Below are 24,369 nucleotides of genomic sequence, written 5' to 3' on the forward strand. Positions count from 1 at the left end.
GCCCCCGTCCTGTCAATAATCATTCTGAAAATTTTTCTTCTTATAATTGAATTCTGAAACTATGCTTACAGAAACGGCAGAAAGAGAATGGGGTCCAAGTGGCAGACACCGCACAGGAAAAGATCAAAAAGATCTATGAAAGCCTGACCCGCGCAGAGCGCCAGCTCGCAGGGGTAATTCTGGAAAACTACCCGATGTCAGGGATGGGCTCGATCACGAGACTGGCTGACAAAGCGGCGGTCTCCACCCCCACTGTTGCTCGTATGGTCCAGAAACTTGGCTATTCAGGGTTCCCGGAGTTTCAAGACACGTTGCGACAGGAAATGGAGGCGCGCTTCTCCAATCCAATCGCAAAACATGAAAGCTGGGCCGAAAGCGCACCAGAAGAGCACCTCCTCAATCGCTTCACGGATGCCGTGATCGGCAATATTCGCCAGACGTTGGCCAGCGTTGACCCTAAACAATTCGACGCGCTGGCCGAAATGCTCGCGGATCAAAGCAACGCGCTGTATATCACTGGCGGGCGTGTCACCCATGCCCTCAGTGAATATTTGCACCTCCACATGCAGGTTATTCGTGCCCGTGTGCGCCACATCAGAGGCACCTCCAACGCATGGCCGCATGACCTTCTTGATATCAATGAAGGTGACGTTGTGCTGATCTATGACATTCGCCGCTACGAAAACTCTACATTGCGCCTCGCTGAAATTGCAAAGGCGCAGGGCGCACGCGTCGTTCTCATCACCGACCAATGGCAAAGCCCGATCAGCCAATATGCCGAAATCTCACTGAACTGCCGGATCGAAGCCCCATCTGCTTGGGACTCAACCATTGCAATGATGCTCCTGTCCGAAACACTGATTGCCGCAGTGCAGGAAGCCTCTTGGGGCCGAACAGAACAACGCATGCGCACGCTCGAAGATATGTTTGACCAAACCAAAATCTTCAGAAAATTCGTTTAGCGCGCAGCACGCATTATCTAGAGTCTCGGCGTGACAAAGCCCCCAACCGACGCCTGTCTTTCTGCGCAAACAGTGACGCACTTCATGGGTACGCATGGACGATCAACTGCCCTGTTTGTCGCCAAAGCAGAGACAAAAGTTAACAAAACCTTACTTTTTTCACGACACGTCACGCTTTTGCCCCGATCTGGACGCATTCGCTTTGCAAGGTCGCCCTTGGATCGAAAGACAGAATGTTCTTCGAACCGTGTTGGTTTGTGTTGAAAACGCTATCCATCAGGCAGCCACAGAAAGGGCTGAGACATGAAAATACTGGCCGTCGATGACGACGAAAGCATCTGCGCGCTTCTGGAAGAAGCGGTCGCTGCCAAAACCGAGCATACTTTGGTCACCGCACCATCAGGTCCGGAGGCGATCCGCATCATTGCAAAGGCCAAGGTGCCATTCGATTGCTTTTTGCTCGACATTCAAATGCCGGTGCTAGACGGCATCGCCCTGGCAGCGAAGATCCGCAAGACCAAAGGGTATGCGCGCACGCCGATCATCATGCTGACGGCAATGTCTCAAAAGAAATACGTGGATGCCGCCTTTGCCGCGGGCGCCAGCGACTTTGTGACCAAACCCTTTGATTTCTTAGAACTGTTCAGCCGCATCTCCATGGCTCAACACATGGTTCTGGAGCAGCAACGCACCCATGATGCGGCGGCTGAAATGGTCGCGCTGAAACGAGAGCTGCGTGAAACAGTGACGCAAAGCCTTGATGAACCCATTGAGCTGACTGGCGTCACCCAAGTGGTCGGCTATGTGAGCTTTGAAGACCATTTGTTGAACATGCCACGCCGCGCGGTGCGCAGCAGCTGCGCATTCGCAGTCAAAGTGGACACGATCCAAAGCGCATTCACAACGCTTTCCCCACATGCGTTTCGGCGCATGTTGACGGACATTTCCAGTGAATTGATGTCCGTCGTGGCTAACAACGCTGCAATCGCAACATACCGTGGAAGTGGTGACTACCTCTGCATTTTGCCGCGCAATAGGCGATTGCAGACAGAGCAAATCGAAGCGGACTTGAACGACCGCCTGCGCTATCTGCCATCCACGCAGATCGACGGGCTGGTCAGCAGAGTAACCGTCGGGCAACCCCAAAAACTGGCAACGCTTACACGCGCAGGTGCCCTGTTGGCCCTCCAACGGGCCCTTGCAAATGCGCAGTCACGCGCCCAGCACCGCAACGTGCAAGCGCCTTGCTTGCGTAAGCCCCTACGCCAAACAGGCAAAAGTGGCTTCCAAAACGAAATGGAACGCCGCGCTTATGAGCATCTGCTGCATGATGCCCTGCGCGAGGATATTGCCTCACGTCAAACCGCAACGGCCTTCGGCTAGCACTTTGCTCGCTCTGGCCCTTCAAACACAGATAGGTGCCTGAAAACGCAGAACGTTTAATGGCGATGGCTGTTTGACAAATCCATCCGCGCGACCTGCACAGGCACCCCGTCGATCAGCATCACAGGGCCGGCAGCGTATGCCACAAGCCCCAAGCGCCTGATCCAGCGCGGCCACACCGCAGGAACAAGACCCAGCACTTCCCGCGCATTCATCGCTCGGGCAGAGGAAATCAGCTTTTCCATCAACTGTGTCTGAACTTCCATCCGTTGCTCAGCAGGCACATCACGCGCCACAAATACGCGCGTCGCGTCCAGCACGCGCGGATCAATCGGCGCTTCATCAAACAACAGATTGCTCGGTATGGAGTCGAGCATGCCTTTTTGCGCATCCCGCAACATGTAGGAATACATACCACAACGCGCAGTTGTTGGCGTCAAACGGACACCAGCCATCACGCGTTCCCCTTCATGGACCGCAATCCAGCTACTGGCCGGCGTATCGTATTGATCGTACTCCATACCTGCCACCTCGGGCAGGTCCCATTTATTCTGCACAATGAAGGACTGTTTGCGCGCCCTTAACAGGTTCACCATCAATTCCCCATGCATGTGCATGTTCTCAAACGAGAGAGTCGTCGTCAGCATATCCATGAACTCTCCGGATATATTGTTTCCCCAAAACACCAAATCACACTGACACAAGGCGCCCTTCAACAGCGCGCCTGCTACATACCCTCGCACTCATCACCACACCCTTTGGGCGAACGGCACACTCCGAGAAAAACAACGAGAAACCCAAATACCCGACGCAGAAAAAACAGGTATAACCAAATAAAACAGCAGCTTAGCCAATAAGTACAGCAATTTAGCCACTCAGGCAGGAGCGCCCCCAGACACCACTAAGTAAACTGAGCCACAAATTTTACTCAACATCTACTGAAAAAGTTCACGACTTTAAAATTCTCGACTGTTTCTGCATTGAGAACACAGTTTTTACAATTTGATCAAAATTTTCTGCTAATTGTTTAGTCTCTGTAAACTATTCAAGGACATCATCCTCCTCACACTCAGGCGTGAGACTGCGTTCGCAAAATCTCCCAGCCTACAACATCAAATTGCCTCCTTCTGCCAGTGAGTTTGAGCAAGCACTGGGTATATAGGTACGGTTGCCATGGGGACGAAAATGCACACCTACTTTCTTAAGTTTCACGTTAAGGGCGAGATTGCACATACACTGCTGCTGTCTGAGCCCGAGCCGAAGCTTTTGGTGGACATTTCAGCCGAAGCCGCTCGAGACTCCGATGCACCGGGGTTTCGCTATCCAAAACGTGTCAGCTTCACCGTGCGCGATCAGGATCTGATTGAACGGTTTCGCAACTCTGTTGCACCGGGCGATGTCATTGAAGCGACCGGAACCTTCGATCAGTCTGGCTATGTGCCACATCACAAGGGCCACATCGACACAACATTTGAGCTGCTCGACTTTGTCCATTCTCCGGCCCAGGCAGATCTCAAACATGAAGGGCGTGTTTTCAGAACTGTGCAAGACGCCCGCCCCAACTAGGCCTAATCTCAACACGGCGCGATCCCGCCCACATCCCGCCACGATCCCGCCACATTCGCGTGTTTTTTTCCACCTGCCAGAAGGTAGGGGCGTCTCAGTCCTTTTCACGCAATTGGACGTGGCAGAATGCACGCAGATCAAAGACGACAGCCAGCACAGCACCGCAGGTCATTCCTGCTAAGGGCATCAGACCGCCTGCGAAATCTGCTCATCTCAAAGCCCCCCGCAGAGGCACAAGCCCGCAGATTCCACCAAGAAATTCATGACTTTGCCAAAGGCGGCGTTACGCTGTTTTGGCAACGGCAAGGCATCTACTCAGGGGCTGCGCTGCTGTGCGGTGTTTACTATTCTTGGCCGCTCGCGGCCTTTTGTTACCTGCTCGTGCAAACCGCCGATCTGTTTGACAACACCATTTGTTATCAGGTGATTCAGCGCACAGACCATTCTTTGCGCCACAGCCAGCGCCTGCTGCGCCGCCTGTCCTGGGCCAATGCGCTTTCAGCCGCCTCTGTTGCCACATTTACGCTGCTGCTTGCCCGCCTTGAGGGCCCGGGCGAACACTTTATGTCGCTGTTCTTTGTCTTTGCCGCTGGTTTGTTTGCGGCCATCAACAATCACCAACTGCCCCAGATACTGGCGCTGCGGCTCATCACCTATGGCTGCGTCTTCATCTATATCCCTGTGTCTGACATCCTGCGAGAAAACGCTCCGCTCGAGTCAAAACTGTGGCTGCATTTTGCGACAGCGCTTTTCGTACTCTACTTCGTGCTGGAATGCGCCGCGATTTTCTTGCGCATGTATCAGCGCACGCTCGACCACATGGATGAGCTGCGTTCCGAGCGCGACAAAGCCCGCGCCGGATACGAACTCAAATCACAGTTCGTGTCGGTGGTCAGCCACGAGCTGCGCACCCCGCTGACTTCGATATCCGGAGCGCTCAGCCTGTTGCGTGAAACGGATCTTGCCCAAAACCCTGACAGCGCGGGTCGCATGCTCGACATCGCCCACAAAAACAGCAAACGGCTTGGCAAATTGATCAACGACCTGCTCGACATCCAAAAAATGGAAGCTCGAAAAATGGTCTACGACTTCGCGCCGGTCGAATTGGGCGCGCTGATTGCAGAGGCGGCACAATCCATAACGCCCTATGCCAGCCAAAGAGACATCACCGTACGCACATCCCCGCCTGCGGACCCGCTTTGGGTCCGGGGCGACCACCAGCGCCTGATGCAAGTGCTCGACAACCTGCTCTCAAACGCAGTGAAATTCTCTCATGAGGACAGCTACATCGAATTGGCCGCGCGCCTCGAAGACGGTTGCGCCCGACTGGAGGTCCGCGACTACGGCATCGGCATCCCTCCAGAAAGCAGCCATCTGGTTTTTGGCATGTTTCAACAGGTGGATGCATCTGACAAACGCAAATTTGAAGGCTCTGGCCTCGGCCTTTCAATTGCCTACCAAATTACAGAAGATCACGGCGCCTCGCTCGACTTTGACAGCAAACAGGGCGAAGGCAGTTGCTTTTTCGCGGTGTTCCCACTCTGTGACACCGAAGAAAACACACGTGTAGAGCTGCCACAGCCTGCAACCACAAACTAACAGACACAGCCCGCGATGCTTCCATCCAAATACAAAAAGAAACTCGCAGGATTGCGCCGTCGCTTTCTTGCGGGCCTGCCCGCGCGTGAGGCAGAGATCGAAGATCTGACAGCGACATTGCTGGAGCATGGCCCCATGCCTAACGCGCTCAAAGATCTCTATATAGCAACTCACAAGCTTGCCGGCACAAGCGGCACCTATGGGCTGAGCGCACTCAGCCTGTGCGCCGAGCAGGTTGAACAGCTTTTGGAGCCCGCCCAACAGCGGCGCCCAACAGAGCCAGAGCTTGTGCGCATCCTGGTCGCAACCGATATCCTTTCAGAAAAGCTGAGCGATACGATTTCAGCGGGCTAGACTTCAGGCGCGTGCAGGTTCACGCGCCGCCACCATCCGGCGAAGTTGATCAGGCAATGTGACGGGATCAAACGGCTTCTGGATCGCCCCAATTGCGCGGTCACGTATGTCACATTCGTCCTGCGCACTGACATCTCTTGAAGTCAGAAACACCGCAGGGACCTCTGCCAAATCAGGTATCTTGCGCATGGCAATGAGCGTTTCAATGCCACTCAAGCCAGGCAACATCACATCCAGAAGCAAGAGATCCGGCTCAAATGCCGCCGCACGCAGCAGCGCGTCTTCGCCATTGTCACATTGCAGCACATCAAAACCGCCCAACTCTTTCAAAGCCAGCAGCGTGATCTCGCGAATGTCGGGATCATCCTCAACATGTAGTATCCTGTGAAACTCTGCCATGTCTTGCAAACCCGAAACCTGTTTTCACCAAATTGAAATACACCGTAGCGTGTGCATCCTCTCAGGAAAACCCTACATTGTGCCGACCTCCGCAAAACGTGACGCCGCGTTGCCCAAGCCCCTCCGACTTGAGTGACTCCACATTTTGCAGCAGCCTCATTCCATCAGTCAGCGCAGAGGTAAAACCATGGCAACGCCCCCCCTTCTGAACGAACATGTCGGCAACGCAGCGGTGCTCACGTTCAACGATCCCGATAGGCGCAACCCAATCGGGGCGTCTTTGCGCGGTGCGCTCACGCAAGCCCTCATGGAGATCGAGACTGACAGCAGCGTGCGCGCCATCATTCTCACTGGTGCCGGGGGCAACTTTTGTTCTGGTGGCGACATCGCAGCAATGGATGCGCCCATGCGTGACAAACGGATCAACTTTCAGGAGGTCAAACATCTGGCCAACCAGATCACCGGTGCCTCTGTCCCCGTTATCGCTGCTGTCGAAGGCTGGGCCGCCGGTGCTGGCCTGTCCATTGCGATGATGTGTGACACCGTGATTGCCACGCAATCCGCGCGTTTTCTATCTGCCTTCACCAAAATTGGCCTGATGCCCGACTACGGCCTGCTCACGTCCCTGCCCGCACGCATCGGCCACGCCCGCGCGCGCCAGATGATGCTCTATGCCAAACCCGTGGATGCGCCCACTGCGCTCACCTGGGGCATGGTTGATGACCTTGTCGAAGACGGCGGCGCGCGCGCAGCCGCGCTCGATCTTGCCCAGCACATCGAAACACTCGGCCCAGAGGCACTGCGCGCCATCAAAGCCTTTGACAGTGGACGCTTGGACCGCGCCATCGACTACGAACGAGACGTACAACCTCAGCTTTTGAGCAGCGCAAACGCGCAGGAAGGCCGCGCCGCTTTCTTCGAGAAACGCCCCCCCAAATTTCGCCCTAACTAACAAAAAGCCCGCCGATAAAATCGACGAGCCTCTCACTTACGACCCCTTAAAAATCACAGAAAATCAATGTGATGATACAGAGGAAGCTCACGTATGCGCTGCCCAGTGGCTGCAAAGATTGCATTGGCCAAGGCCGGCGCAGCAGGTGGCACAGGCGGCTCCCCGATGCCACGGATCTTGGGCGCATTTTCCAACCCCTTCACGAAGATTTCCGGACATTGGTACATCCGCATCCCTTCCGCATCCCAATAGTTGACCTGCTCCGCCATCCCATCAGAATAGGTGATTTCGCTGTTGATCGCATGGCCCAGCGCAAAGACCACACCGCCTTGCACCAGATTTTCAAAGTTCACCGGATCCAGCACGCGCCCCACGTCCGCAGCGACCCAGACCTTATCGATCTTGATCCCGTCCTCCGTGTTGGTGACCTCAATCACCTCTGCGGTCGGCACGCCAAAGCTCTCGACAAAGGCGACGCCGCGTCCTTTGCCTGCGGCCAGCGGGCTGCCCCAGCCTGACATCTCACCGACAGCTTCCAACACCTTGCGCGCCACCGGGTTGCCCATCAGCCGAATCCGCTCTTCCAGCGGGTCTGCACCCGCTTCATGGATCAGCTCATCCAACATGCAGTCAAAGAAAAAGCCCCCCGCCGAGGCGCCAACCGAGCGCCAGCTGGACACAGGTGCCAGTTCAGGAACGCGGTAGGCCCGCATCCGGTAGTTGTCGAGCGTATAGGGCACATCCCAAGCCCCCGCCGCAATCTGCGTATCAGGCCCCGGAATATTCAGTCCCACGCGCCCCATTTGCGACACCACAACAGACGGCATTGCAATCTGCAAATCGGCGGCAACGACCTTGCCATCCTTCACAGCCCCTTTGGCGCGCGCCATGCCAATATGGCGTGTGAAGTCATGGGCAAAATCCTCTTCGCGGCTGTAGGTCAACTTCACGGGTGTGCCACGCATCTGGTTGGCCACTTCAGCGGCCAGCTTCACCTGTTCAAACTCCAGCCGGTGCCCAAAGCTTCCCCCCATGTAGCGGTTGACCAGATCAACCTGCTCAGGGTCGTGCCCCGTGATCGCCGCCACCTGCTGTTGCAACATCACCGGGATCTGGTGACCTGTCCAAACCGTCACATTATCGTTTTCAACCAGCACAGTCGCGTTCATCGGCTCCAGCGGCTGATGGGCCACATAGGGCACGCGATACTCCACCTCAATAGCGGCGCCTTCCTGCACAATCTTCGCGCCCGCGTCGCCCTCGTCACGCCACTGCTTATCCAGCTGATCATCATTGAAGCTGCGTGCCACGGCCTCCCAATGGCCATCCTGCTCTGCAGGATACGGCGCGCCCCCCCACTCAAAGTCAATCGCCTGCGCCGCCTGAATGGCACGCCAGGTGTTGTCAGCCACCACAGCCACGCCGCCCGTGACTTCCACAATGGCTTTGACGCCGCGCATCTCTTTGGCCGCGCTGGCATCATAATTGGTGAGCGCGCCGCCTTTGCGCGGGTTGCACACCACCGTCGCATGCACGGCGCCTTCGACCTCTACGTCGATGCCATACTCCTGCGTGCCCGTCGATTTGGCAATCATATCAAGCCGCTGCATGGGTTTGCCCAGCATCCGCCACTCGCTTGGATCCCGCAGCTTGATGTCCATCACCGGCTCAAGCGTCGCCGCCTCCGCCGCCAATTCCGTGTACTTCAGCTCCGTGCCATCCGGCAGCTGCACCGCCCCATGCGCCGTTGTGAGCTGCGCGACAGGAACGCCACTCACATTGGAGGCCGCAAGCTTCAGCGTCTCTCGCGCCACAGCCCCCGCTTCGCGCAGCTTTACAAAGCTGTCAGGCACCGCACTGGAGCCACCGGTGATCTGCAACCCCAAAAGCTTGGCCACACCGCTCATGACACTGCGCGTCGCCTCGGCTGCAAAGCTCGTGTCTGTTGAGCGAAACGGCACCCCATCCGCAGACAGTGCCCGGTTCCAATAGGCCTTGTCCGGCTTGCCGAAACTTGTCTCCACCTGATCCAGCTCGATATCAAGCTCCTCAGCAATCAGCGCCGCCTGAACATGCGCAACGCCCTGCCCCTTGTCCCCATGCGGCCCGATCAGCGTCACCTTTTCGCTGTCGATGATCACCCAGGGATTAAACGTTGCCGCCCCATCGGCAAGCCCGTCCTTCAGCGGATTCTCATAAGGCGTGCGCACCTTATAGACGCCAAAGGCAACCCCCCCGGCCACCGCGGCTGCGCCCACCAGAAACGTACGGCGTGCAATTTTTCCAACCTTCCCCATGGCTCACACCTCCTGCAGTTTGGCAGCGGCTGTTTTTACAGCGGCGCGAATACGTGGATAGGTGCCACAGCGACACAGATTGCCGCTCATTGCGTCATCAATGTCGGCATCACTCGGGTTGGGAATGTCTGACAGCAGAGAGGCCGCCTGCATGATTTGACCGGACTGACAATAGCCGCATTGCGCCACCTGATGTTCCACCCAGGCTTCCTGCACCGCATGCAGCGCCCCCGGCTGGCCTAGACCTTCAATCGTGGTCACTTCGCCATCCACATCGGCCACCGGTGTCTGACAAGAGCGCACCGCCACGCCATCAATATGCACCGTGCACGCCCCGCAAGCGGCAACACCGCAGCCGTATTTCACACCTTTGATATTCAGCTCATCTCTGAGCACCCAAAGAAGCGGCATGTCATCCTCGACATCCACCTCATGTTTTTGTCCATCCACGATCAATTGCATAAGCTGTCTCCCGTTCGTTGGAACCTGTCGCGTTGTCTCCCAGATACCTCAGCTTTGCGCAAATTCACTCGCAGATCGTGCCAAAATCACCCACACCGCATCGCACTCAGCGCTGCGCCTCACAAAACTTGCGCGGCCGCCCCATTGTGCGGACCAACAAAGTGATTCGAAGACAGACGTTTCAGATCGCGCCACGATTTCGTTAACCAACAATTTACAAACCGCCACTCAATGATAGCGCTACCGTGAGCGGAACCGATATCGCCACCGATAGCGGAACCGGCCAAATTTATCGCTAACACACTCATATTTCACAGGATTTCACCTTCCGAAGACCTCCCATCAAGACTATAGGTTTGGCCAATCCCTATTCATCAGCGCAACACAGGAGCGCCTCATGACTGTCACCGTCGGCATCAATGGATTTGGCCGTATTGGCCGTAGCACCCTCATGCACATTGCCGAGGAAGCGCGCGAAGATGTGCGCGTTGTGAAAATCAACGCCACAGGCCCGCTGGAAACAGCCGCACACCTGATCCGCTATGACTCTGTGCACGGCCGCTTCCGCAACGAAGTGATCGCAGGCAACGGCACCATGGATGTGGGCCAAGGCCCGATGCGCATGTATTCCACCTACGACATGGACGAGCTGGATTGGGACGGTGTCGACATCGTTCTGGAATGTACCGGCAACTTCAACGACGGTGAGAAAGCCAAAAAGCACCTGGAGCGTGGCGCCAAAAAAGTGCTGATCTCCGCCCCTGCGAAAAACGTGCAGAAAACCATCGTCTTTGGCGTGAACGATCATCAGCTCGAAGCCAACGACAACATGATCTCCAACGGCTCCTGCACCACCAACTGCCTCGCGCCAGTGGCCAAAGTGCTTAACAACGCTTTCGGCATCGAAAGCGGCATCATGACCACAATTCACGCCTACACCGGCGACCAGCCTACGCTGGACCGTCGCCACAACGATCTCTACCGCGCTCGCGCCGCAGCCATGTCGATGATCCCAACCTCCACTGGCGCCGCCAAAGCCCTGGGTGAGGTTCTGCCAGAACTCAAAGGAAAACTCGACGGTTCTGCCATCCGCGTGCCAACACCAAATGTCTCCGCTGTGGATCTGACCTTCACCGCCTCCAAAGACGTGACAGAGGCTGATGTGAACGCCGTGATGGCCGAAGCCGCCGCAGGTGAAATGAAGGGTGTGCTGGGCTACAACGACCTGCCGCTGGTGTCTGTTGATTTCAACCACACCACCGAAAGTTCCACCTTCGCTGCAGATCAGACCAAAGTCATCGGCGGCCGTCTGGTGCGGGTGCTGGCATGGTATGACAACGAGTGGGGATTCTCCGCCCGCATGGCCGATGTCGCGGCCAAAATGGGCCGCATCTAAGCCCAAAGCCCCTAAAACAGACGACAAAATCTTGCGCCCTCGGATGGGGTCAGGCATATCTGCTCTGACCACGACCATCCGGGGGCGCAGCGCTTCATGACCAATCCCATCGCGATTTTCCTCGGCGCTGTTGTTTTGACGGGACTGGGCCTCGACGTGGTGTTCAACAACAGCGCTGCCTCATTTTTCCTCGCCCAGAAATTCATCGACCTGATCGAATGGCTCGCCTTCTGGCGATAGTGCCTTCCCCTGAGGGCACGTCTCAATAACCAACGCAGCCTCTCTGTTCCTGCGTGTGAAGCCCTGCGCAAATGCGCGCACTCCATTCCGAAGTCTCATTCTCCAAATATCCCCGCCGGAGGCGTCCCTCAGCGTGGCACAGACCCGGCAAAAGAAAAGGCGCCCCAACCGGAGCGCCTTTCCACATTTTATCCTAAACCGGATCAGTCGATCATGGTCAGCAGCTTATCAAGGCTCGCCTTTGCATCACCATAGAACATCCGGGTGTTCTCTTTGAAGAACAGCGGGTTCTCGATGCCGGAATACCCGGTACCCTGCCCACGCTTGGAGACAAACACCTGTTTCGCTTTCCAGCACTCCAGAACCGGCATGCCAGCAATCGGGCTGTTCGGATCTTCTTGCGCAGCTGGGTTCACGATGTCGTTGGAGCCGATCACGATGGCCACATCCGTTTCCGGGAAGTCATCATTGATCTCATCCATCTCCAGCACGATGTCATAAGGCACCTTTGCTTCCGCCAAGAGCACATTCATGTGGCCTGGCAAACGGCCCGCAACCGGGTGGATCGCAAAGCGCACGTTCTTGCCTTTGGCACGCAGACGACGGGTCAGCTCCGCCACATTCTGCTGCGCCTGTGCCACCGCCATGCCGTAGCCCGGAATGATCACAACACTGTCTGCATCATCCAGCGCTGCCGCCACACCGTCAGCCTCAATCGCGATCTGCTCGCCTTCCACTTCCATGGCCGGACCAGATGCGCCACCAAAGCCGCCCAGGATCACCGACACAAAGGAGCGGTTCATCGCCTTACACATGATGTAGGACAAGATCGCCCCCGAAGAGCCCACCAGCGCGCCCACAACGATCAGCAGGTCGTTGCCAAGGGAGAAGCCAATCGCCGCCGCAGCCCAGCCGGAATAGCTGTTCAACATGGAGACAACCACCGGCATATCCGCGCCACCGATGCCCATGATCAGGTGATAGCCAATGAACAGCGCCGCAATGGTCAGGATCAACAGCGGCAGCAGGCTGGCAGAGTTCATGTACCAGATCAGGCACAGAACAGAGAGCGCCGCCGCACCGGCATTGAGCATATGGCCGCCGGGCAGTTTTTCTGCTGCAGAGGTCACGCGGCCAGAGAGCTTGCCATAGGCGATGACGGAGCCAGTGAAGGTCACCGCACCGATCCAGATGCCAAGGCTGGCCTCGATCCGCAGGATGCCCACTTCGACCGCATCTTTCTTCGCCAGAAGCGCGGCAAAACCGTCCAGAGATTTATACTCTTCCACCAGCGCCTTTGTTTCAGCCACCAGCGCCAGTTCCGCAGGCCAGACAAAGCCTTTCGGGCTGGTCAGAATGCCCGCCACCTCTGGCAGCAGGGTCACAATCGCACCTTTCAGCGCCAGCACATTGGCCAGCTCAAAATGCGCGTTGAAGCCCACAAACACAGCCGCCAGACCGACGAGCGCGTGCATGCCTGCCACCAGTTCCGGCATCTGGGTCATTTCGACCTTGCTGGCCAGCTGATAGCCGATCGCACCACCGGCGATGATCAGCGGCACAGACAGCCACCACAGGCCGGCACCGGGGCCAATCAGCGTGGCAAACACCGCCAGCGCCATGCCGACAATGCCATACCACACCGCGCGTTTCGCGCTTTCCTGATTGCTCAGTCCACCCAAGGACAGGATGAAGAGCACTGCCGCAACAACGTAAGCGGCGGTCGTAAAACCAAAGTCCATTGCTCAGACCTCCTTAGGATTTCTGGAACATGGCGAGCATGCGCCGTGTCACGAGGAAACCGCCGAAGATATTGATCCCGGCCATGAAAACAGAGAGCGCCGCCAGCAGGATCACGAGGAAGCTCCCCGAGCCGATCTGCATCAAGGCACCCAGAATGATGATCGACGAAATCGCATTTGTGACCGCCATCAACGGCGTGTGCAGGCTGTGCGCCACACCCCAGATCACCTGGAAGCCCACAAAACACGCCAGCACGAACACGATAAAGTGCTGCATGAAGCTCGCCGGGGCCACCAGCCCAACGAGCAAGAGCAGCGCACCACCCACACCCAGAAGGGTCACCTGCTGTTTGGTCTGCGCCTTAAACGCCGCCACCTCTGCCGCGCGCTTCTCTTCCGGGGTCAACTCCGGCACCACCTCTTTGGGCTTGGCCGCAATCGCCTGCACCTTTGGGGGTGGCGGCGGGAAGGTGATTTCCCCCTCAAAGGTTACGGTCGCGCCACGGATCACGTCATCTTCCATGTCGTGATTGACCTGCCCGTCTTTCTCAGGCGTGAGGTCAGACATCATGTGGCGAATATTGGTCGCATAGAGGCTGGAGGACTGCGCCGCCATCCGGCTTGGGAAGTCGGTATAGCCCACAATAGTCACGCCATTGTCGGTCACAACCTTCTCATCCGCAACGGTGCCTTCCACGTTGCCGCCGCGCTCTGCCGCAAGGTCAACAATCACGGAACCCGGCTTCATCGCCTCAACCATATCCTTGGTCCAAAGGATTGGTGCTGCGCGGTTCGGGATCAGCGCTGTGGTGATCACGATGTCCACTTCGGGTGCCAGCTCGCGGAACTTCGCCAGCTGCGCTTCGCGGAATTCATCAGACTGCACAGAGGCATAGCCACCAGTGGCCGCGCCATCCGCCTGCTCTTCCTCAAAGTCGAGATAGACAAACTCGGCGCCCATGCTCTCAACCTGCTCCGCCACTTCGGGGCGCACGTCAAACGCATAGGTGATCGCGCCTAGGCTGGTCGAGGTGCCAATCGCGGCCAGACCGGCCACACCGGCGCCCACAACCAGCACTTTCGCTGGCGGCACTTTACCCGCGGCGGTCACCTGACCGGTGAAGAACCGGCCAAAGTTGTTGCCCGCCTCGATCACCGCGCGATAGCCCGCGATGTTCGCCATCGAGGACAGCGCATCCATTTTCTGCGCGCGCGAAATACGCGGCACCATTTCCATGGCGATCACATTGGCGCCTTTGGCTTTGGCCGCGTCCATGCCCTCTTCATTGCCCGCCGGGTTGAAGAAGGAAATCAGCGTTTTGCCTTTGGTCAGACGCTTGAGTTCAGTGGCGTTTGGCTGGCGCACCTTGGCAACAATATCGACCTCTTTCCAAAGGCCCGCTGCGGTTTTGACCACCTCAACGCCCGCTGCCTCATAGGCCGCATCGGAAAAGCCTGCGCCGGCACCTGCACCACTTTCGATGGCACAGTCATAGCCCAGTTTCTGGAGCTGCTTGGCCGAATCCGGCGTCATCGCGACCCGGTTTTCGCCCTCAAACACCTCTTTTGGTGTACCTATTTTCACCTTTCTTATCCCCCTTCAGAGTCAAAGCAATAATATTTCACGCAAGCGCCCTGCACTTGCATAAAGTTTTAACGCCAATTTTTTGCTGCACAAGCAAACAAGCCGCCATCTGGCGCAGTCGACGCAACGGCATCACAGCCACCGCCGCGTTTTTTCGCAGTACTTTGCAAAATCCATGCGGAACTGGCGCCGCAAACGGTTTTCTTCCGGGATCACAAAGCGCCGCTCCAGCATCCACAGGAACAAAGGCACAAGCGGCAGCGAAAGCACCGCATCCCAAAACAGGATAAACCCTGTCAAAATCATCAGATCCGCAAGGTAGATTGGATTGCGTGAGCGGCGAAAGATCCCGCTCTGGACCAAATGCGCAGCGTCATGGTGTGGATGCAGTGTGGTGCGATGGCGCCGCATCTCCATGATCGCCAACATAACAAGTACGCCACCGCCACCCACCAGCAGCCCGCCCAGCAGGTCTGCCCAAACCGGGCCGAAACTTAATCCTAACGAAAAATACCGCGCCTGACCCCAAGCGAAAAGCAGGGCCGCCACAAGCCACACGGGTGGCAGGTCACAAAAATACCGTCTTGCGGCGATGGTCATGCACAGGCTCCTAGACTGGCTTGCGACGCTTCGTGCGTCTGCTCCGACGCAACAGCGTCCCCTCCCGTTTAGCGATCTCAGCCGATGACGCAACGGCACAAAATGCCTCAATTGCGAAAAAGGACAGAATGTCTGCTGTTTTTGGAAAAATGAAACGAAAAGCACACAGGTTTTGTAAGGATCGTGCCGCCGTTCCATGAGATGCGCTCAAAATGACGGCGCGGCGTTTGCAACCACACTGCTTGTCAGAACCGCCGCTCCCGCTACTCTCACGCTAAACCACAGAGGGAGGAGATCACAATGTCACTGCACGGAAAACACGCTCTTGTGACAGGCGGCGGCACCGGCATCGGTCTTGCCATTGCCCGCGCGCTGGCGGCTGAGGGCGCAGAAGTCACCATCACCGGGCGGCGCTTAAATGTTCTGGAAGAGGCCGCCACCGATGGTCTGCACCCTTTGGCGATGGACGTTGCCGATGAAAGCTCCGTCGTCGAAGGTGTGGCCGCCGCCGTTGCGGCGCGTGGCCCGATCCAGATCTGCGTCGCCAACGCAGGCATTGCCGAAGGCCGCGCACTGCACAAAACCGATATGGAATTCTGGCGCAGGATGATGTCCATCAACATCGATGGCGTTTTCCTCACCATCCGCGAAAGCCTCAAATCCATGACCCAGACCGACTGGGGCCGGGTCATGGTGATCTCCTCCATCGCAGGTCTGCGTGGGCTCAAAGGCGCGCCCGCCTATTCCACTACGAAACACGCAGTCAACGGCATGATCAAATCACTGGCCGCCGATTACGCCAACAAACCCATCACCTTTAATTCGATCTGCCCCGCCTATGTGGAAACCCCAATCATCGACCAAAACATCGAGAGCATCATGGCCCGAACCGGCTGCAGCGAGGAAGAAGCCCGCCATATGATGGTGGGCGTTAATCCCCATGGCCGTCTCATCACCCCAGAGGAGGTCGCCCATTCCGCGCTCTACCTCTGCTCTGATATGGCTGACTCGATCCGCGGCCAGATGATTCAGGTCTCTGGCGGAGAGCTGTAGCGCGCCTTTGGCTCGCCGCAGTACAGCAGCACCGCGGCTGAGTCGCACCTCAGAAATCCCTAAATTCGTCACATTAGCGAGCGTAAGCCCGCCGATGTGACCACCCAGCCTGTGGGCGGTGGCCTGTCAAATCCACAAACTGCAAGCCCCCGCTCACGATCAGCTTCAAACTGCCCAAACCCCTGACGGCCCGCGACCCAGCGCAATACCGTTAAATCTCTGGCCGGAGCAGCGCCACTGCGCGCCGCTGTGTCAGGTTCGGCAGGGTTTTGCCACTGCGCCCCAGCAAGAGCCCGCCATCGGCAAAATCGCGCAAACCATTGATATTGATAATCTTTCACCTCTGATGAAGATTTATAGCACACGGCGAGACAGTCCCGCTGTGCTTACATCAAGGAGAACACCCATGCGTCGCTTCGCACTCACCACATCATTTGCCGCCCTGATCGCAGCGCCTTCCTTTGCCCTGACCGTCGCAGAGGTCGATCAAAACGGCGACAGCCTGATCTCATTTGACGAAATGGCAACGGTCTATCCGTCGCTCACCCCAGAGGCTTTCAACGCGGTTGATACCAGCGGCGACAGCGCGGTTGACGAGGACGAACTCACTGCTGCTTTGGAAAGCGGATTGATCGTCGCCCCGGCCGAATAAACCGTGCTGATCCCGCCATCCCCCAATGGCGCTCTGTCGGCACCTGCACTGCGGGTGTCGACCTTCCCGAAACCTTCACCGGATTGGCGCATCACCAATGCCCATATCTTTCAGGAGAAGCCTATGTCCACCGGATCCAAATCAAGGCGCGGCACCATCCTCAGCTTCTTTGCCATTGCGGCGGTCGCGGTCGCGATGCTCTTCATCGTTCTGTCGATCAGCGTCTCGTTGCCAGATGTCGAAAACGTTGAGCTTCCATCCATCGAAGCTGCACCCACCACACCTGTCGAAGAATGAGGCCAGCACTGCGCATCCTGCCAGACTGACGGGTTCGGACGCCGCGTTTCCGTTTACGACTGTCGCCAAGTTAACCAATAAGCGGTCGGAAAAACGCACCGTCGCGATACCGCCGCAATACAGACGCAATACCGACGTGCGAAATCAACGTTTTCTGGCGTTAACCTTTAGGCGGATTTCAGAACTGGCCGCGCTTCTTCGTTGGCAGACCAGGCCCGCACCGCCTCGCCAAAGGCTTCAAAAAGCGGGCGGCTCACAGGGTCCACCCCCGCCTGCCATTCCGGATGCCACTGCACCGACATGGTAAAGCCCGGCGCATCTTTGATGTAGATTGCCTCTGGCGTCCCATCAGGCGCGTAACCATCTATAATCACACGACTTCCCGGGCGTTTGATGCCCTGCCCGTGCAAGGTGTTTGTCAGAACTTCGCGCGCGCCCATAAGCTTGTGAAAGGGCCCATCCTCGCTAAAGGTCACGATATGGCGCAGCTCAAACTTCTCTTCCAGCGTGCCATCTGGCGGCATGCGGTGGTTGTCCCGCCCCGGCAGATCGCGAATTTCGGGGTAAAGACTGCCGCCCATGGCGACATTAACCTCTTGAAATCCCCGACAAATCCCAAAGAACGGCTGCCCAGACTCCACACAGGCCCGCACCAGTGGAAGCACGATGGAATCCCGCGCCCGATCAAACGCGCCATGCGCTTCCGTGGCCGCTTCCCCATATTCTTCAGGATGGACATTGGGCCGACCGCCCGTCAGCAGAAAACCATCACAGGTGGCCAGCAATTCTTCGACAGACAGATAGCGCGGATCCGCTGGAACAAGCAGCGGCATACAACCAGAAACCATTGAAACCGCTTCGGAATTCATGGCTCCCCCAGCATGTGCTGGATACTCGTCATTAATAAGGTGGTGGTTTCCGATAATCCCGACGACTGGTCGCGTCATGAAAGCCTCTTTGTCTTGCTGCGCAGCTCAACATAGGCGCTGCGCAGCTTAAGAGAAAGCCCCGATCAGATTTCGCCGGTCAATCCAACCGCATCAATGCCCGCCATCGCGGCAATTGCATCATTATCGGACGTATCCCCAGTCACACCCACAGCGCCAATCACAGCGCCCTTCTTGTCGCGCAGCAGAACACCACCCGGCACGGGTACAACCTGCCCACCATAAACGCCATTCACCGCCGCCATGAAATAGGCCTGCTGCTCGGCTCGCGCCATCTGTGCGCTGCCCGCCATGCCCAGCATCACCGCGCCGTAAGCCTTGCCGTGGGCAATGGCAAAACGCCCGGGTGCCGCACCATCTTCCCGCTCAAACGCCTGCACGTGGCCGCCTGCGTCCAAAACCACAACCGACAGTGGCTTCAGCTCCATTTCACGGCCCTTTTCCAGCGCCTTACGAATGATTGTACGCGCGCGTCGCAATGAAATTGTCATGGTGTTTCCTTCCCATAAAGAAAGGTCAGGGCATGGCCCTGACCTTGAATGTTATGCCTGAGCCTTCAGTTCGAGACGCCGCGCATGCAGCACTGGCTCAGTATAGCCAGACGGTTGCACCCGCCCCTTAAAGACCAGATCACAGGCCGCTTGGAATGCGACTCCGTCAAAATTCGGCGCCATCGGAACATACAGCGGATCATTGGCATTCTGTCCATCAACCACGACAGCCATCTTCTGCATTGCGGCCATCACCTGCTCTTGCGTGACAACGCCCTGATGCAGCCAATTCGCCAGACCTTGGCTGGAAATCCGGCAGGTGGCACGGTCTTCCATCAGACCCACATTATTGATGTCTGGCACCTTAGAACAGCCAATGCCCTGATCGATCCAGCGCACCACATAGCCCAGAATACCCTGCGCATTGTTTTCAACTTCTGCTGCAATCTCTTCTGGCGAAAGGTTCTGCCCATCCATCACAGGAATGGTCAGCAGGTCATCCAATGTCCCACGCAGACCACCTGCTTTGATCTCATCCTGGCGCGCCAGCACATCAACCTCATGATAATGTGTCGCATGCAATGTCGCCGCAGTGGGGGACGGTACCCAGGCACAGTTTGCCCCAGATTTCGGATGGCCGATCTTCTGCTCAAGCATCGCGCCCATCAGATCCGGCATGGCCCACATGCCCTTACCAATCTGCGCCTTACCCTGCAGGCCACAGGCCAGGCCAATATCCACATTGCGATCCTCATAGGACGCAATCCATGGCGTTGCCTTCATCTCACCTTTGCGCAGGAAGGTCCCCGCTTCCATAGAGCTGTGAATCTCATCGCCAGTGCGATCAAGGAAACCGGTGTTGATGAAGGCCACACGCGTTTTGGCTGCGCGGATACATTCCTTGAGGTTGGCCGAGGTGCGGCGTTCCTCATCCATGATCCCCATTTTCACCGTGTTGCGCGGCAGACCAAGCACATCTTCAACCTTGGCAAAGATACGATCAGAGAAGGTCACTTCTTCCGGCCCGTGCATCTTCGGTTTTACAACGTAAACCGAACCATGCACCGAGTTGCCACTTTCCTGCTGCAGGTCATGCATCGCGATCATCACCGTGACTAGCGCATCCATCAGCCCTTCGCCAATCTCATTGCCGTCCTGATCCAGAACCGCCGGATTGGTCATCAGGTGGCCTACGTTGCGCACCAGCATCAGGGAACGGCCTTTCAAAACGGTTTCACCACCGTTCGCTGCCGTAAAGGTTACATCATCGTTCAAAACGCGGGTGAAGGTCTTGCCACCTTTGGAAACCTCTTCTGCGAGATCGCGTTTCATCAGACCCAGCCAGTTGCCATAGGCAACAACCTTGTCTTCGGCATCCACACAGGCCACGGAATCTTCGCAATCCATGATCGTGGACAGCGCACTTTCCAGCGTGATGTCATTGATATTGGCCGCATCGCTTGCGCCAATGTTGCCTGCCGCATCAATCTCGATGACCACATGCAGACTGTTGTTCTTCAAAACGATACGGGACGGGTCCGCAGCATCTCCCACATGACCGGCAAAAGCGCTGACGTTCTTGAGCGCGGGCTTCAAAGCGCCTTCGACAACGCTCAAAGAAGACACATCGCTCCAGGAGCCTTCCGCCAGAGGGACTGCGCGGTCAAGGAAGTCCCGCCCCCAGGCAATCACGCGCGCGCCGCGGGCCGCGTCATATCCACCACCTGCAGGCAAATCGCCCATGGCATCGGTGCCATAGAGCGCATCATAAAGGCTGCCCCAACGGGCATTGGCGGCGTTCAGGGCGAAACGAGCATTGGTGATCGGGACAACCAACTGAGGGCCAGGAATGGTCGCGATCTCAGGGTCGACATTCGCAGTTTCAACCGCAAAATCCTCACCTTCGGGCACCAGATAGCCGATCTCTTTCAAGAAGGCTTGATAGGCCTCGGCATCATGCACATTGCCTTTGTTCGCCAAATGCCAGCCATCCAGCTTCTGCTGAATTTCTTCGCGCTTTTCCAGCAACGCGCGGTTTTCCGGACCAAAATCATGCGCCAATGCGCTCAGCCCCGCCCAGAATGCATCTTCCGCGACGCCCGTTCCCGGCAACGCTTGATCTACAATGAAATCATAGAGTTCCTGAGCAATTTGCAGCCCGTGCTTCTCCACCCGATCGGTCATCGCGGCTCTCCCATTTGGCTTGTATCGTTTCCCAATTAAGGCATGAGTTTCCGATAGGCAACAAAATTGGTTATCTTTTTTTACCAAAGATATTTTCAAACAAAACCGAATAGTCTCTGCAGTCTTTAGGCTTGCACAGAGAATGGCGCATCTCCTCTTGCAGGCAGCGACGGATGAATTACACCGATGTCACACACTGTATGGAGAGTTCGATGAAAGACGCAGCGCCACAAACCATCCACCTCAAAGATTATACGGCCTTTGGCTTCATCGTGGACAGCGTCGCGCTCACTTTTCAGCTGCACCCAACGGCCACGCGCGTTCTTTCCAAAATTCAGTTTCGCCCAAACCAAGACGCAACGGACAACCGTTTTTTCCTTCATGGTGAGCAACTTAGCCTGATTTCGGCAAAGATTGACGGCGCAGAAATAACGCCGCGCCTTGTAGATGGCGGGCTGGAAGCAGATGTGCCAAACGCACCCTTCGTCTGGGAAGCAGAAGTCGAAATCAACCCGCAGGCCAACACAGCCCTAGAGGGGCTCTACATGTCAAACGGCATGTACTGCACCCAATGTGAGGCCGAAGGCTTCAGCAAGATCACCTTCTACCCGGATCGCCCTGATGTGATGTCCACGTTTGATGTGCGGATTGAATCAGATGGCGACAACACGCCCATCATGCTGTCAAATGGCAACGGTGCAGAAAGCGGCGCGGGCTTTGCCAATTGGACAGACCCATGGCCCAAACCGGCCTACCTCTTTGCCCTGGTGGCGGGCGACCTGATCGCCCACGAAGACAGCTTTACCACCAGGTCGGGCAAGCCCGTCAAACTCGCCATCTGGGTGCGCCCCGGCGATGAGCACAAATGCGCGTTCGGCATGGAAGCCCTCAAAAAGTCCATGAAATGGGACGAAGAGGTCTATGGCCGGGAATATGATCTCGATGAGTTCAACATCGTCGCCGTGGATGACTTCAACATGGGCGCGATGGAGAACAAAGGGCTGAACATCTTCAACAGCTCCTGTGTCTTGGCCTCGCCAGAAACCGCGACTGACGGCAACTTTGAACGCATCGAAGCGATCATTGCCCACGAGTATTTCCACAATTGGACAGGCAACCGCATCACCTGCCGTGATTGGTTTCAGCTGTGCTTGAAAGAGGGTCTCACCGTTTTCCGCGACGCCCAGTTCACCGCCGATATGCGCTCTGAACCGGTGAAACGCATCGATGATGTTATCGCTTTGCGCGCGCGCCAGTTCCCGGAGGATCAAGGCCCCCTGTCCCACCCTGTGCGCCCAGAAAGCTTTCAGGAAATCAACAACTTCTACACAGCGACCGTCTATGAAAAAGGCGCTGAAGTTATTGGCATGCTCAAAACCCTTGTTGGGGATGATGCCTACGCCAAAGCGCTGGACCTCTATTTTGACCGCCACGACGGGCAAGCCTGCACCATCGAGGATTGGATCAAAGTGTTTGAGGACAGCACTGGCCGCGATCTAAGCCAATTCAAACTCTGGTATTCCCAATCCGGCACGCCCGAAGTCACCGTGCGTGAGGAGTATGAGGGCGACACCTTCACGCTGCACCTCAGCCAGAAAAGCGCGGCAAAACCCGGTCAGGATAGCAAAGCACCGCAGGTCATACCCGTGGCTGTTGGACTTCTAAATGGCAATGGCGATGAAGTGCTGCCTACCCAGATTTTGGAACTGACGGAGACAGAGCAGAGCTTCAGCTTCACCGGCCACGCAACGCGCCCGGTGCCCTCCATCCTGCGCGGCTTCTCAGCACCGGTCACCCTGACCCACGACATCGACAACACCCGCCGTGCGTTTTTGCTGGCGCATGACACCGATGCGTTCAATCGCTGGGAAGCGGGCCGTGATCTGGCCCGTGACAGCCTGCTCAACTCAATTCAAACCGGCGCAGCGCCCAGCGCGGCCTACCTTGATGGCCTGAAAGCGCTGTTGGCAGATGATACTCTCGACCCAGCCTATCGCGCCCTGATGCTCGGTCAGCCATCACAATCTGAGCTTGCCGCCACTTTACACAAAGAGGGTCAGATCCCTGACCCTGCTGCGATTCACAGTGCCAGCGAAGCGCTGCGCGAGGCAAAAGCGCAAGCGTTCTCTGACATTCTGCCCACGCTTTATGCCGCCAATCAGGTTGACGGCCCCTACCGCCCAGATGCTGGCCCGGCTGGTCAACGCAGCCTAGCAAATGCAGCACTCTCTCTGCTGACACGTCTGGACGGCGGCGAAGCCGCAGCCAAACAATATGCGGCGGCGGACAACATGACCCTGCAGCTCGCCGCCCTCGGTGCCCTGCTGGATGCAGGCAAAGGCGCTGATGCACTGCAGGCGTTTTATGATCAGTGGCAGAATGATCGCCTTGTGATTGACAAATGGTTCTCCATGCAAATCATGCAAGCCAAAGCAGAGGCGGTCGCATCCACCGCGCAAGCACTCACCGAGCATGCTGATTTTGATTGGAAAAACCCGAACCGCTTCCGCGCGGTGATGGGCGTTTTGGCAATGCATCATGCGGGGTTCCACCACGAAAGCGGTGCCGGATATACCCTCTTGGCTGATTGGCTGATCAAGCTGGATCCGGTGAACCCGCAAACCACTGCGCGCATGTGCAGCGCTTTCCAGACATGGAAACGCTACGATTCCGCGCGGCAGGCAAAAATCAAAACAGAACTTGAGCGCATCGCCAACCAACCCAGTCTGAGCCGAGACACCACCGAAATGGTGACACGTATCCTGAACGCATGACCGAGATACTCCTCAGCCATACCGCTCAAGGCCGCAACCGGCGCAGCATCATTGTTTTGACGCTGACCATTGTCGCCTTGGGCGGCCTGCTTTTTGCGGGCACCCACTGGGCAATTGTGGCCTTCCTCTCGCTCTTTACACTCCCGACGCTGGTGGATGTTCTGTTCAATCCGCAGGCAAGCTTTGCCCTGACGGAGGATGAGGTGCGCTGGAAAAACGCCACACAAGAGGCCGACATCGCGCTTGGGAAAATTCAGTCCATTCAAATCGCAACACGACTGAACGTCGCCTTCCGCATAACTTTGGTGATGTATGACGGTGCCAAAGTCCGGATTCCACAAGATGTTTTGCCACCCCGCGCTGATCTTGAGGCCGCGTTTAACCACTTGAGCATCCCCGTAAATCGCGACCGGCTGCGGCTGATCTGAAACCCA

General features: G+C 56.9%; 23 protein-coding genes. 13 read left to right on the forward strand and 10 right to left on the reverse strand.

Going from position 1 to position 24,369, the window contains the following annotated elements; all coding sequences use genetic code 11:
- The first annotated feature begins 98 nt into the window (after positions 1 to 98).
- Together PJL69_RS06330 and PJL69_RS06335 are read left to right on the forward strand one after the other, a co-directional pair.
- Positions 99 to 962: a MurR/RpiR family transcriptional regulator gene (locus PJL69_RS06330; RefSeq protein WP_271308887.1), complete on the forward strand. Its 864-nt coding sequence runs from the start codon at positions 99 to 101 to the stop codon at positions 960 to 962.
- A 303-nt stretch (positions 963 to 1,265) separates the two neighbouring features.
- Complete coding sequence (locus PJL69_RS06335) at positions 1,266 to 2,345, forward strand: response regulator (RefSeq protein WP_271308888.1); 1,080 nt, start codon at positions 1,266 to 1,268, stop codon at positions 2,343 to 2,345.
- Positions 2,346 to 2,401: 56 nt separating this feature from the next.
- On the opposite strand, the gene PJL69_RS06340 is transcribed toward PJL69_RS06335, so the two are convergent.
- Entirely contained in the window at positions 2,402 to 2,998 is a 597-nt protein-coding gene (locus PJL69_RS06340; RefSeq protein ID WP_333781867.1) for an acyl-homoserine-lactone synthase, read from the reverse strand.
- Between the two features lie 532 nt (positions 2,999 to 3,530).
- Between PJL69_RS06340 and PJL69_RS06345 the strand changes: the two genes are divergently transcribed.
- The 3 genes from PJL69_RS06345 to PJL69_RS06355 all read left to right on the forward strand — a co-directional run bounded on the left by PJL69_RS06345 (position 3,531) and on the right by PJL69_RS06355 (position 5,864).
- Positions 3,531 to 3,911: a hypothetical protein gene (locus tag PJL69_RS06345; protein ID WP_271308889.1), complete on the forward strand. Its 381-nt coding sequence runs from the start codon at positions 3,531 to 3,533 to the stop codon at positions 3,909 to 3,911.
- Between the two features lie 126 nt (positions 3,912 to 4,037).
- On the forward strand, positions 4,038 to 5,510 hold the full coding sequence (locus tag PJL69_RS06350) for a sensor histidine kinase (RefSeq protein WP_271308890.1): 1,473 nt from the start codon (positions 4,038 to 4,040) through the stop codon (positions 5,508 to 5,510).
- A gap of 15 nt (positions 5,511 to 5,525) precedes the next feature.
- On the forward strand, positions 5,526 to 5,864 hold the full coding sequence (locus PJL69_RS06355; protein ID WP_271308891.1) for an Hpt domain-containing protein: 339 nt from the start codon (positions 5,526 to 5,528) through the stop codon (positions 5,862 to 5,864).
- Between the two features lie 3 nt (positions 5,865 to 5,867).
- Here the strand turns inward: PJL69_RS06355 and PJL69_RS06360 are convergent, their stop codons facing one another.
- Positions 5,868 to 6,263 (reverse strand): response regulator, encoded by a 396-nt coding sequence (locus PJL69_RS06360; RefSeq protein ID WP_271308892.1) that lies wholly within the window; start codon positions 6,261 to 6,263, stop codon positions 5,868 to 5,870.
- A gap of 187 nt (positions 6,264 to 6,450) precedes the next feature.
- Here PJL69_RS06360 and PJL69_RS06365 point away from each other — a divergent pair, with 187 nt between their 5' ends.
- Entirely contained in the window at positions 6,451 to 7,215 is a 765-nt protein-coding gene (locus PJL69_RS06365) for an enoyl-CoA hydratase/isomerase family protein (protein ID WP_271308893.1), read from the forward strand.
- A 53-nt stretch (positions 7,216 to 7,268) separates the two neighbouring features.
- Here PJL69_RS06365 and PJL69_RS06370 read toward each other — a convergent pair whose 3' ends face one another.
- Together PJL69_RS06370 and PJL69_RS06375 are read right to left on the reverse strand one after the other, a co-directional pair.
- Positions 7,269 to 9,512, reverse strand: coding sequence for a xanthine dehydrogenase family protein molybdopterin-binding subunit (locus PJL69_RS06370; protein WP_271308894.1), 2,244 nt, complete (start codon positions 9,510 to 9,512; stop codon positions 7,269 to 7,271).
- Between the two features lie 3 nt (positions 9,513 to 9,515).
- Positions 9,516 to 9,974 (reverse strand): (2Fe-2S)-binding protein, encoded by a 459-nt coding sequence (locus tag PJL69_RS06375; RefSeq protein WP_209096633.1) that lies wholly within the window; start codon positions 9,972 to 9,974, stop codon positions 9,516 to 9,518.
- 397 nt (positions 9,975 to 10,371) lie between these two features.
- On the opposite strand from PJL69_RS06375, the gene gap reads away from it, so the two are divergent.
- Positions 10,372 to 11,370 (forward strand): type I glyceraldehyde-3-phosphate dehydrogenase, encoded by a 999-nt coding sequence (gene gap, locus PJL69_RS06380; protein WP_209096634.1) that lies wholly within the window; start codon positions 10,372 to 10,374, stop codon positions 11,368 to 11,370.
- Positions 11,371 to 11,466: 96 nt separating this feature from the next.
- Entirely contained in the window at positions 11,467 to 11,610 is a 144-nt protein-coding gene (locus tag PJL69_RS06385; RefSeq protein WP_209096635.1) for a hypothetical protein, read from the forward strand.
- A gap of 203 nt (positions 11,611 to 11,813) precedes the next feature.
- On the opposite strand, the gene PJL69_RS06390 is transcribed toward PJL69_RS06385, so the two are convergent.
- The 3 genes from PJL69_RS06390 to PJL69_RS06400 all read right to left on the reverse strand — a co-directional run bounded on the left by PJL69_RS06390 (position 11,814) and on the right by PJL69_RS06400 (position 15,537).
- Entirely contained in the window at positions 11,814 to 13,352 is a 1,539-nt protein-coding gene (locus PJL69_RS06390) for an NAD(P)(+) transhydrogenase (Re/Si-specific) subunit beta (protein WP_271308895.1), read from the reverse strand.
- A gap of 13 nt (positions 13,353 to 13,365) precedes the next feature.
- Positions 13,366 to 14,937, reverse strand: a complete 1,572-nt coding sequence (locus PJL69_RS06395; RefSeq protein WP_271308896.1) for a Re/Si-specific NAD(P)(+) transhydrogenase subunit alpha — start codon at positions 14,935 to 14,937, stop codon at positions 13,366 to 13,368.
- Positions 14,938 to 15,069: 132 nt separating this feature from the next.
- Positions 15,070 to 15,537 carry a methyltransferase family protein gene (locus tag PJL69_RS06400; RefSeq protein ID WP_271308897.1) on the reverse strand — a complete coding sequence of 156 codons (468 nt, stop codon included), beginning with the start codon at positions 15,535 to 15,537 and terminating at the stop codon, positions 15,070 to 15,072.
- Between the two features lie 300 nt (positions 15,538 to 15,837).
- Here PJL69_RS06400 and PJL69_RS06405 point away from each other — a divergent pair, with 300 nt between their 5' ends.
- The 3 genes from PJL69_RS06405 (at position 15,838) to PJL69_RS06415 (ending at position 17,539) form a co-directional block, all read left to right on the forward strand.
- Positions 15,838 to 16,590: an SDR family NAD(P)-dependent oxidoreductase gene (locus tag PJL69_RS06405; RefSeq protein WP_271308898.1), complete on the forward strand. Its 753-nt coding sequence runs from the start codon at positions 15,838 to 15,840 to the stop codon at positions 16,588 to 16,590.
- A gap of 406 nt (positions 16,591 to 16,996) precedes the next feature.
- A complete protein-coding gene (locus PJL69_RS06410; protein WP_209096640.1) occupies positions 16,997 to 17,242 on the forward strand; it encodes a hypothetical protein in 246 nt (81 codons plus the stop codon).
- Positions 17,243 to 17,365: 123 nt separating this feature from the next.
- The gene (locus tag PJL69_RS06415; RefSeq protein ID WP_209096641.1) at positions 17,366 to 17,539 is read left to right on the forward strand and encodes a hypothetical protein; all 174 of its coding nucleotides are present in this window, start codon (positions 17,366 to 17,368) and stop codon (positions 17,537 to 17,539) included.
- Between the two features lie 167 nt (positions 17,540 to 17,706).
- Here the strand turns inward: PJL69_RS06415 and PJL69_RS06420 are convergent, their stop codons facing one another.
- The 3 genes from PJL69_RS06420 to PJL69_RS06430 form a co-directional block, all read right to left on the reverse strand.
- Positions 17,707 to 18,486 carry a gamma-glutamyl-gamma-aminobutyrate hydrolase family protein gene (locus PJL69_RS06420; protein WP_271308899.1) on the reverse strand — a complete coding sequence of 260 codons (780 nt, stop codon included), beginning with the start codon at positions 18,484 to 18,486 and terminating at the stop codon, positions 17,707 to 17,709.
- Positions 18,487 to 18,551: 65 nt separating this feature from the next.
- A complete protein-coding gene (locus PJL69_RS06425) occupies positions 18,552 to 18,977 on the reverse strand; it encodes a GlcG/HbpS family heme-binding protein (protein ID WP_209096643.1) in 426 nt (141 codons plus the stop codon).
- A 51-nt stretch (positions 18,978 to 19,028) separates the two neighbouring features.
- Positions 19,029 to 21,161: a malate synthase G gene (locus PJL69_RS06430; protein ID WP_271308900.1), complete on the reverse strand. Its 2,133-nt coding sequence runs from the start codon at positions 21,159 to 21,161 to the stop codon at positions 19,029 to 19,031.
- 212 nt (positions 21,162 to 21,373) lie between these two features.
- On the opposite strand from PJL69_RS06430, the gene pepN reads away from it, so the two are divergent.
- Entirely contained in the window at positions 21,374 to 23,935 is a 2,562-nt protein-coding gene (gene pepN, locus PJL69_RS06435; RefSeq protein ID WP_271308901.1) for an aminopeptidase N, read from the forward strand.
- Positions 23,932 to 24,363: a hypothetical protein gene (locus PJL69_RS06440; RefSeq protein ID WP_271308902.1), complete on the forward strand. Its 432-nt coding sequence runs from the start codon at positions 23,932 to 23,934 to the stop codon at positions 24,361 to 24,363. Before pepN ends, PJL69_RS06440 begins: the two co-directional genes overlap by 4 nt.
- Positions 24,364 to 24,369: the final 6 nt, after the last annotated feature.

The organism is Shimia sp. MMG029, assembly GCF_027947445.1.
Taxonomy (GTDB): Bacteria; Pseudomonadota; Alphaproteobacteria; order Rhodobacterales; family Rhodobacteraceae; genus Shimia.

Coding starts and splice junctions, on each gene's coding strand:
- PJL69_RS06440 (WP_271308902.1), top strand. CDS start 23,932: ATGACCGAGATACTCCTCAGCCATACCGCTCAAGGCCGCAACCGGCGC.
- PJL69_RS06410 (WP_209096640.1), top strand. CDS start 16,997: ATGCGTCGCTTCGCACTCACCACATCATTTGCCGCCCTGATCGCAGCG.
- PJL69_RS06375 (WP_209096633.1), bottom strand. CDS start 9,974: ATGCAATTGATCGTGGATGGACAAAAACATGAGGTGGATGTCGAGGAT.
- PJL69_RS06355 (WP_271308891.1), top strand. CDS start 5,526: ATGCTTCCATCCAAATACAAAAAGAAACTCGCAGGATTGCGCCGTCGC.
- PJL69_RS06350 (WP_271308890.1), top strand. CDS start 4,038: ATGCACGCAGATCAAAGACGACAGCCAGCACAGCACCGCAGGTCATTC.
- gap (WP_209096634.1), top strand. CDS start 10,372: ATGACTGTCACCGTCGGCATCAATGGATTTGGCCGTATTGGCCGTAGC.
- PJL69_RS06425 (WP_209096643.1), bottom strand. CDS start 18,977: ATGACAATTTCATTGCGACGCGCGCGTACAATCATTCGTAAGGCGCTG.
- PJL69_RS06405 (WP_271308898.1), top strand. CDS start 15,838: ATGTCACTGCACGGAAAACACGCTCTTGTGACAGGCGGCGGCACCGGC.
- PJL69_RS06385 (WP_209096635.1), top strand. CDS start 11,467: ATGACCAATCCCATCGCGATTTTCCTCGGCGCTGTTGTTTTGACGGGA.
- PJL69_RS06420 (WP_271308899.1), bottom strand. CDS start 18,486: ATGACGCGACCAGTCGTCGGGATTATCGGAAACCACCACCTTATTAAT.
- pepN (WP_271308901.1), top strand. CDS start 21,374: ATGAAAGACGCAGCGCCACAAACCATCCACCTCAAAGATTATACGGCC.
- PJL69_RS06430 (WP_271308900.1), bottom strand. CDS start 21,161: ATGACCGATCGGGTGGAGAAGCACGGGCTGCAAATTGCTCAGGAACTC.
- PJL69_RS06360 (WP_271308892.1), bottom strand. CDS start 6,263: ATGGCAGAGTTTCACAGGATACTACATGTTGAGGATGATCCCGACATT.
- PJL69_RS06365 (WP_271308893.1), top strand. CDS start 6,451: ATGGCAACGCCCCCCCTTCTGAACGAACATGTCGGCAACGCAGCGGTG.
- PJL69_RS06340 (WP_333781867.1), bottom strand. CDS start 2,998: ATGGATATGCTGACGACGACTCTCTCGTTTGAGAACATGCACATGCAT.
- PJL69_RS06345 (WP_271308889.1), top strand. CDS start 3,531: ATGCACACCTACTTTCTTAAGTTTCACGTTAAGGGCGAGATTGCACAT.
- PJL69_RS06370 (WP_271308894.1), bottom strand. CDS start 9,512: ATGGGGAAGGTTGGAAAAATTGCACGCCGTACGTTTCTGGTGGGCGCA.
- PJL69_RS06335 (WP_271308888.1), top strand. CDS start 1,266: ATGAAAATACTGGCCGTCGATGACGACGAAAGCATCTGCGCGCTTCTG.
- PJL69_RS06390 (WP_271308895.1), bottom strand. CDS start 13,352: ATGGACTTTGGTTTTACGACCGCCGCTTACGTTGTTGCGGCAGTGCTC.
- PJL69_RS06415 (WP_209096641.1), top strand. CDS start 17,366: ATGTCCACCGGATCCAAATCAAGGCGCGGCACCATCCTCAGCTTCTTT.
- PJL69_RS06400 (WP_271308897.1), bottom strand. CDS start 15,537: ATGACCATCGCCGCAAGACGGTATTTTTGTGACCTGCCACCCGTGTGG.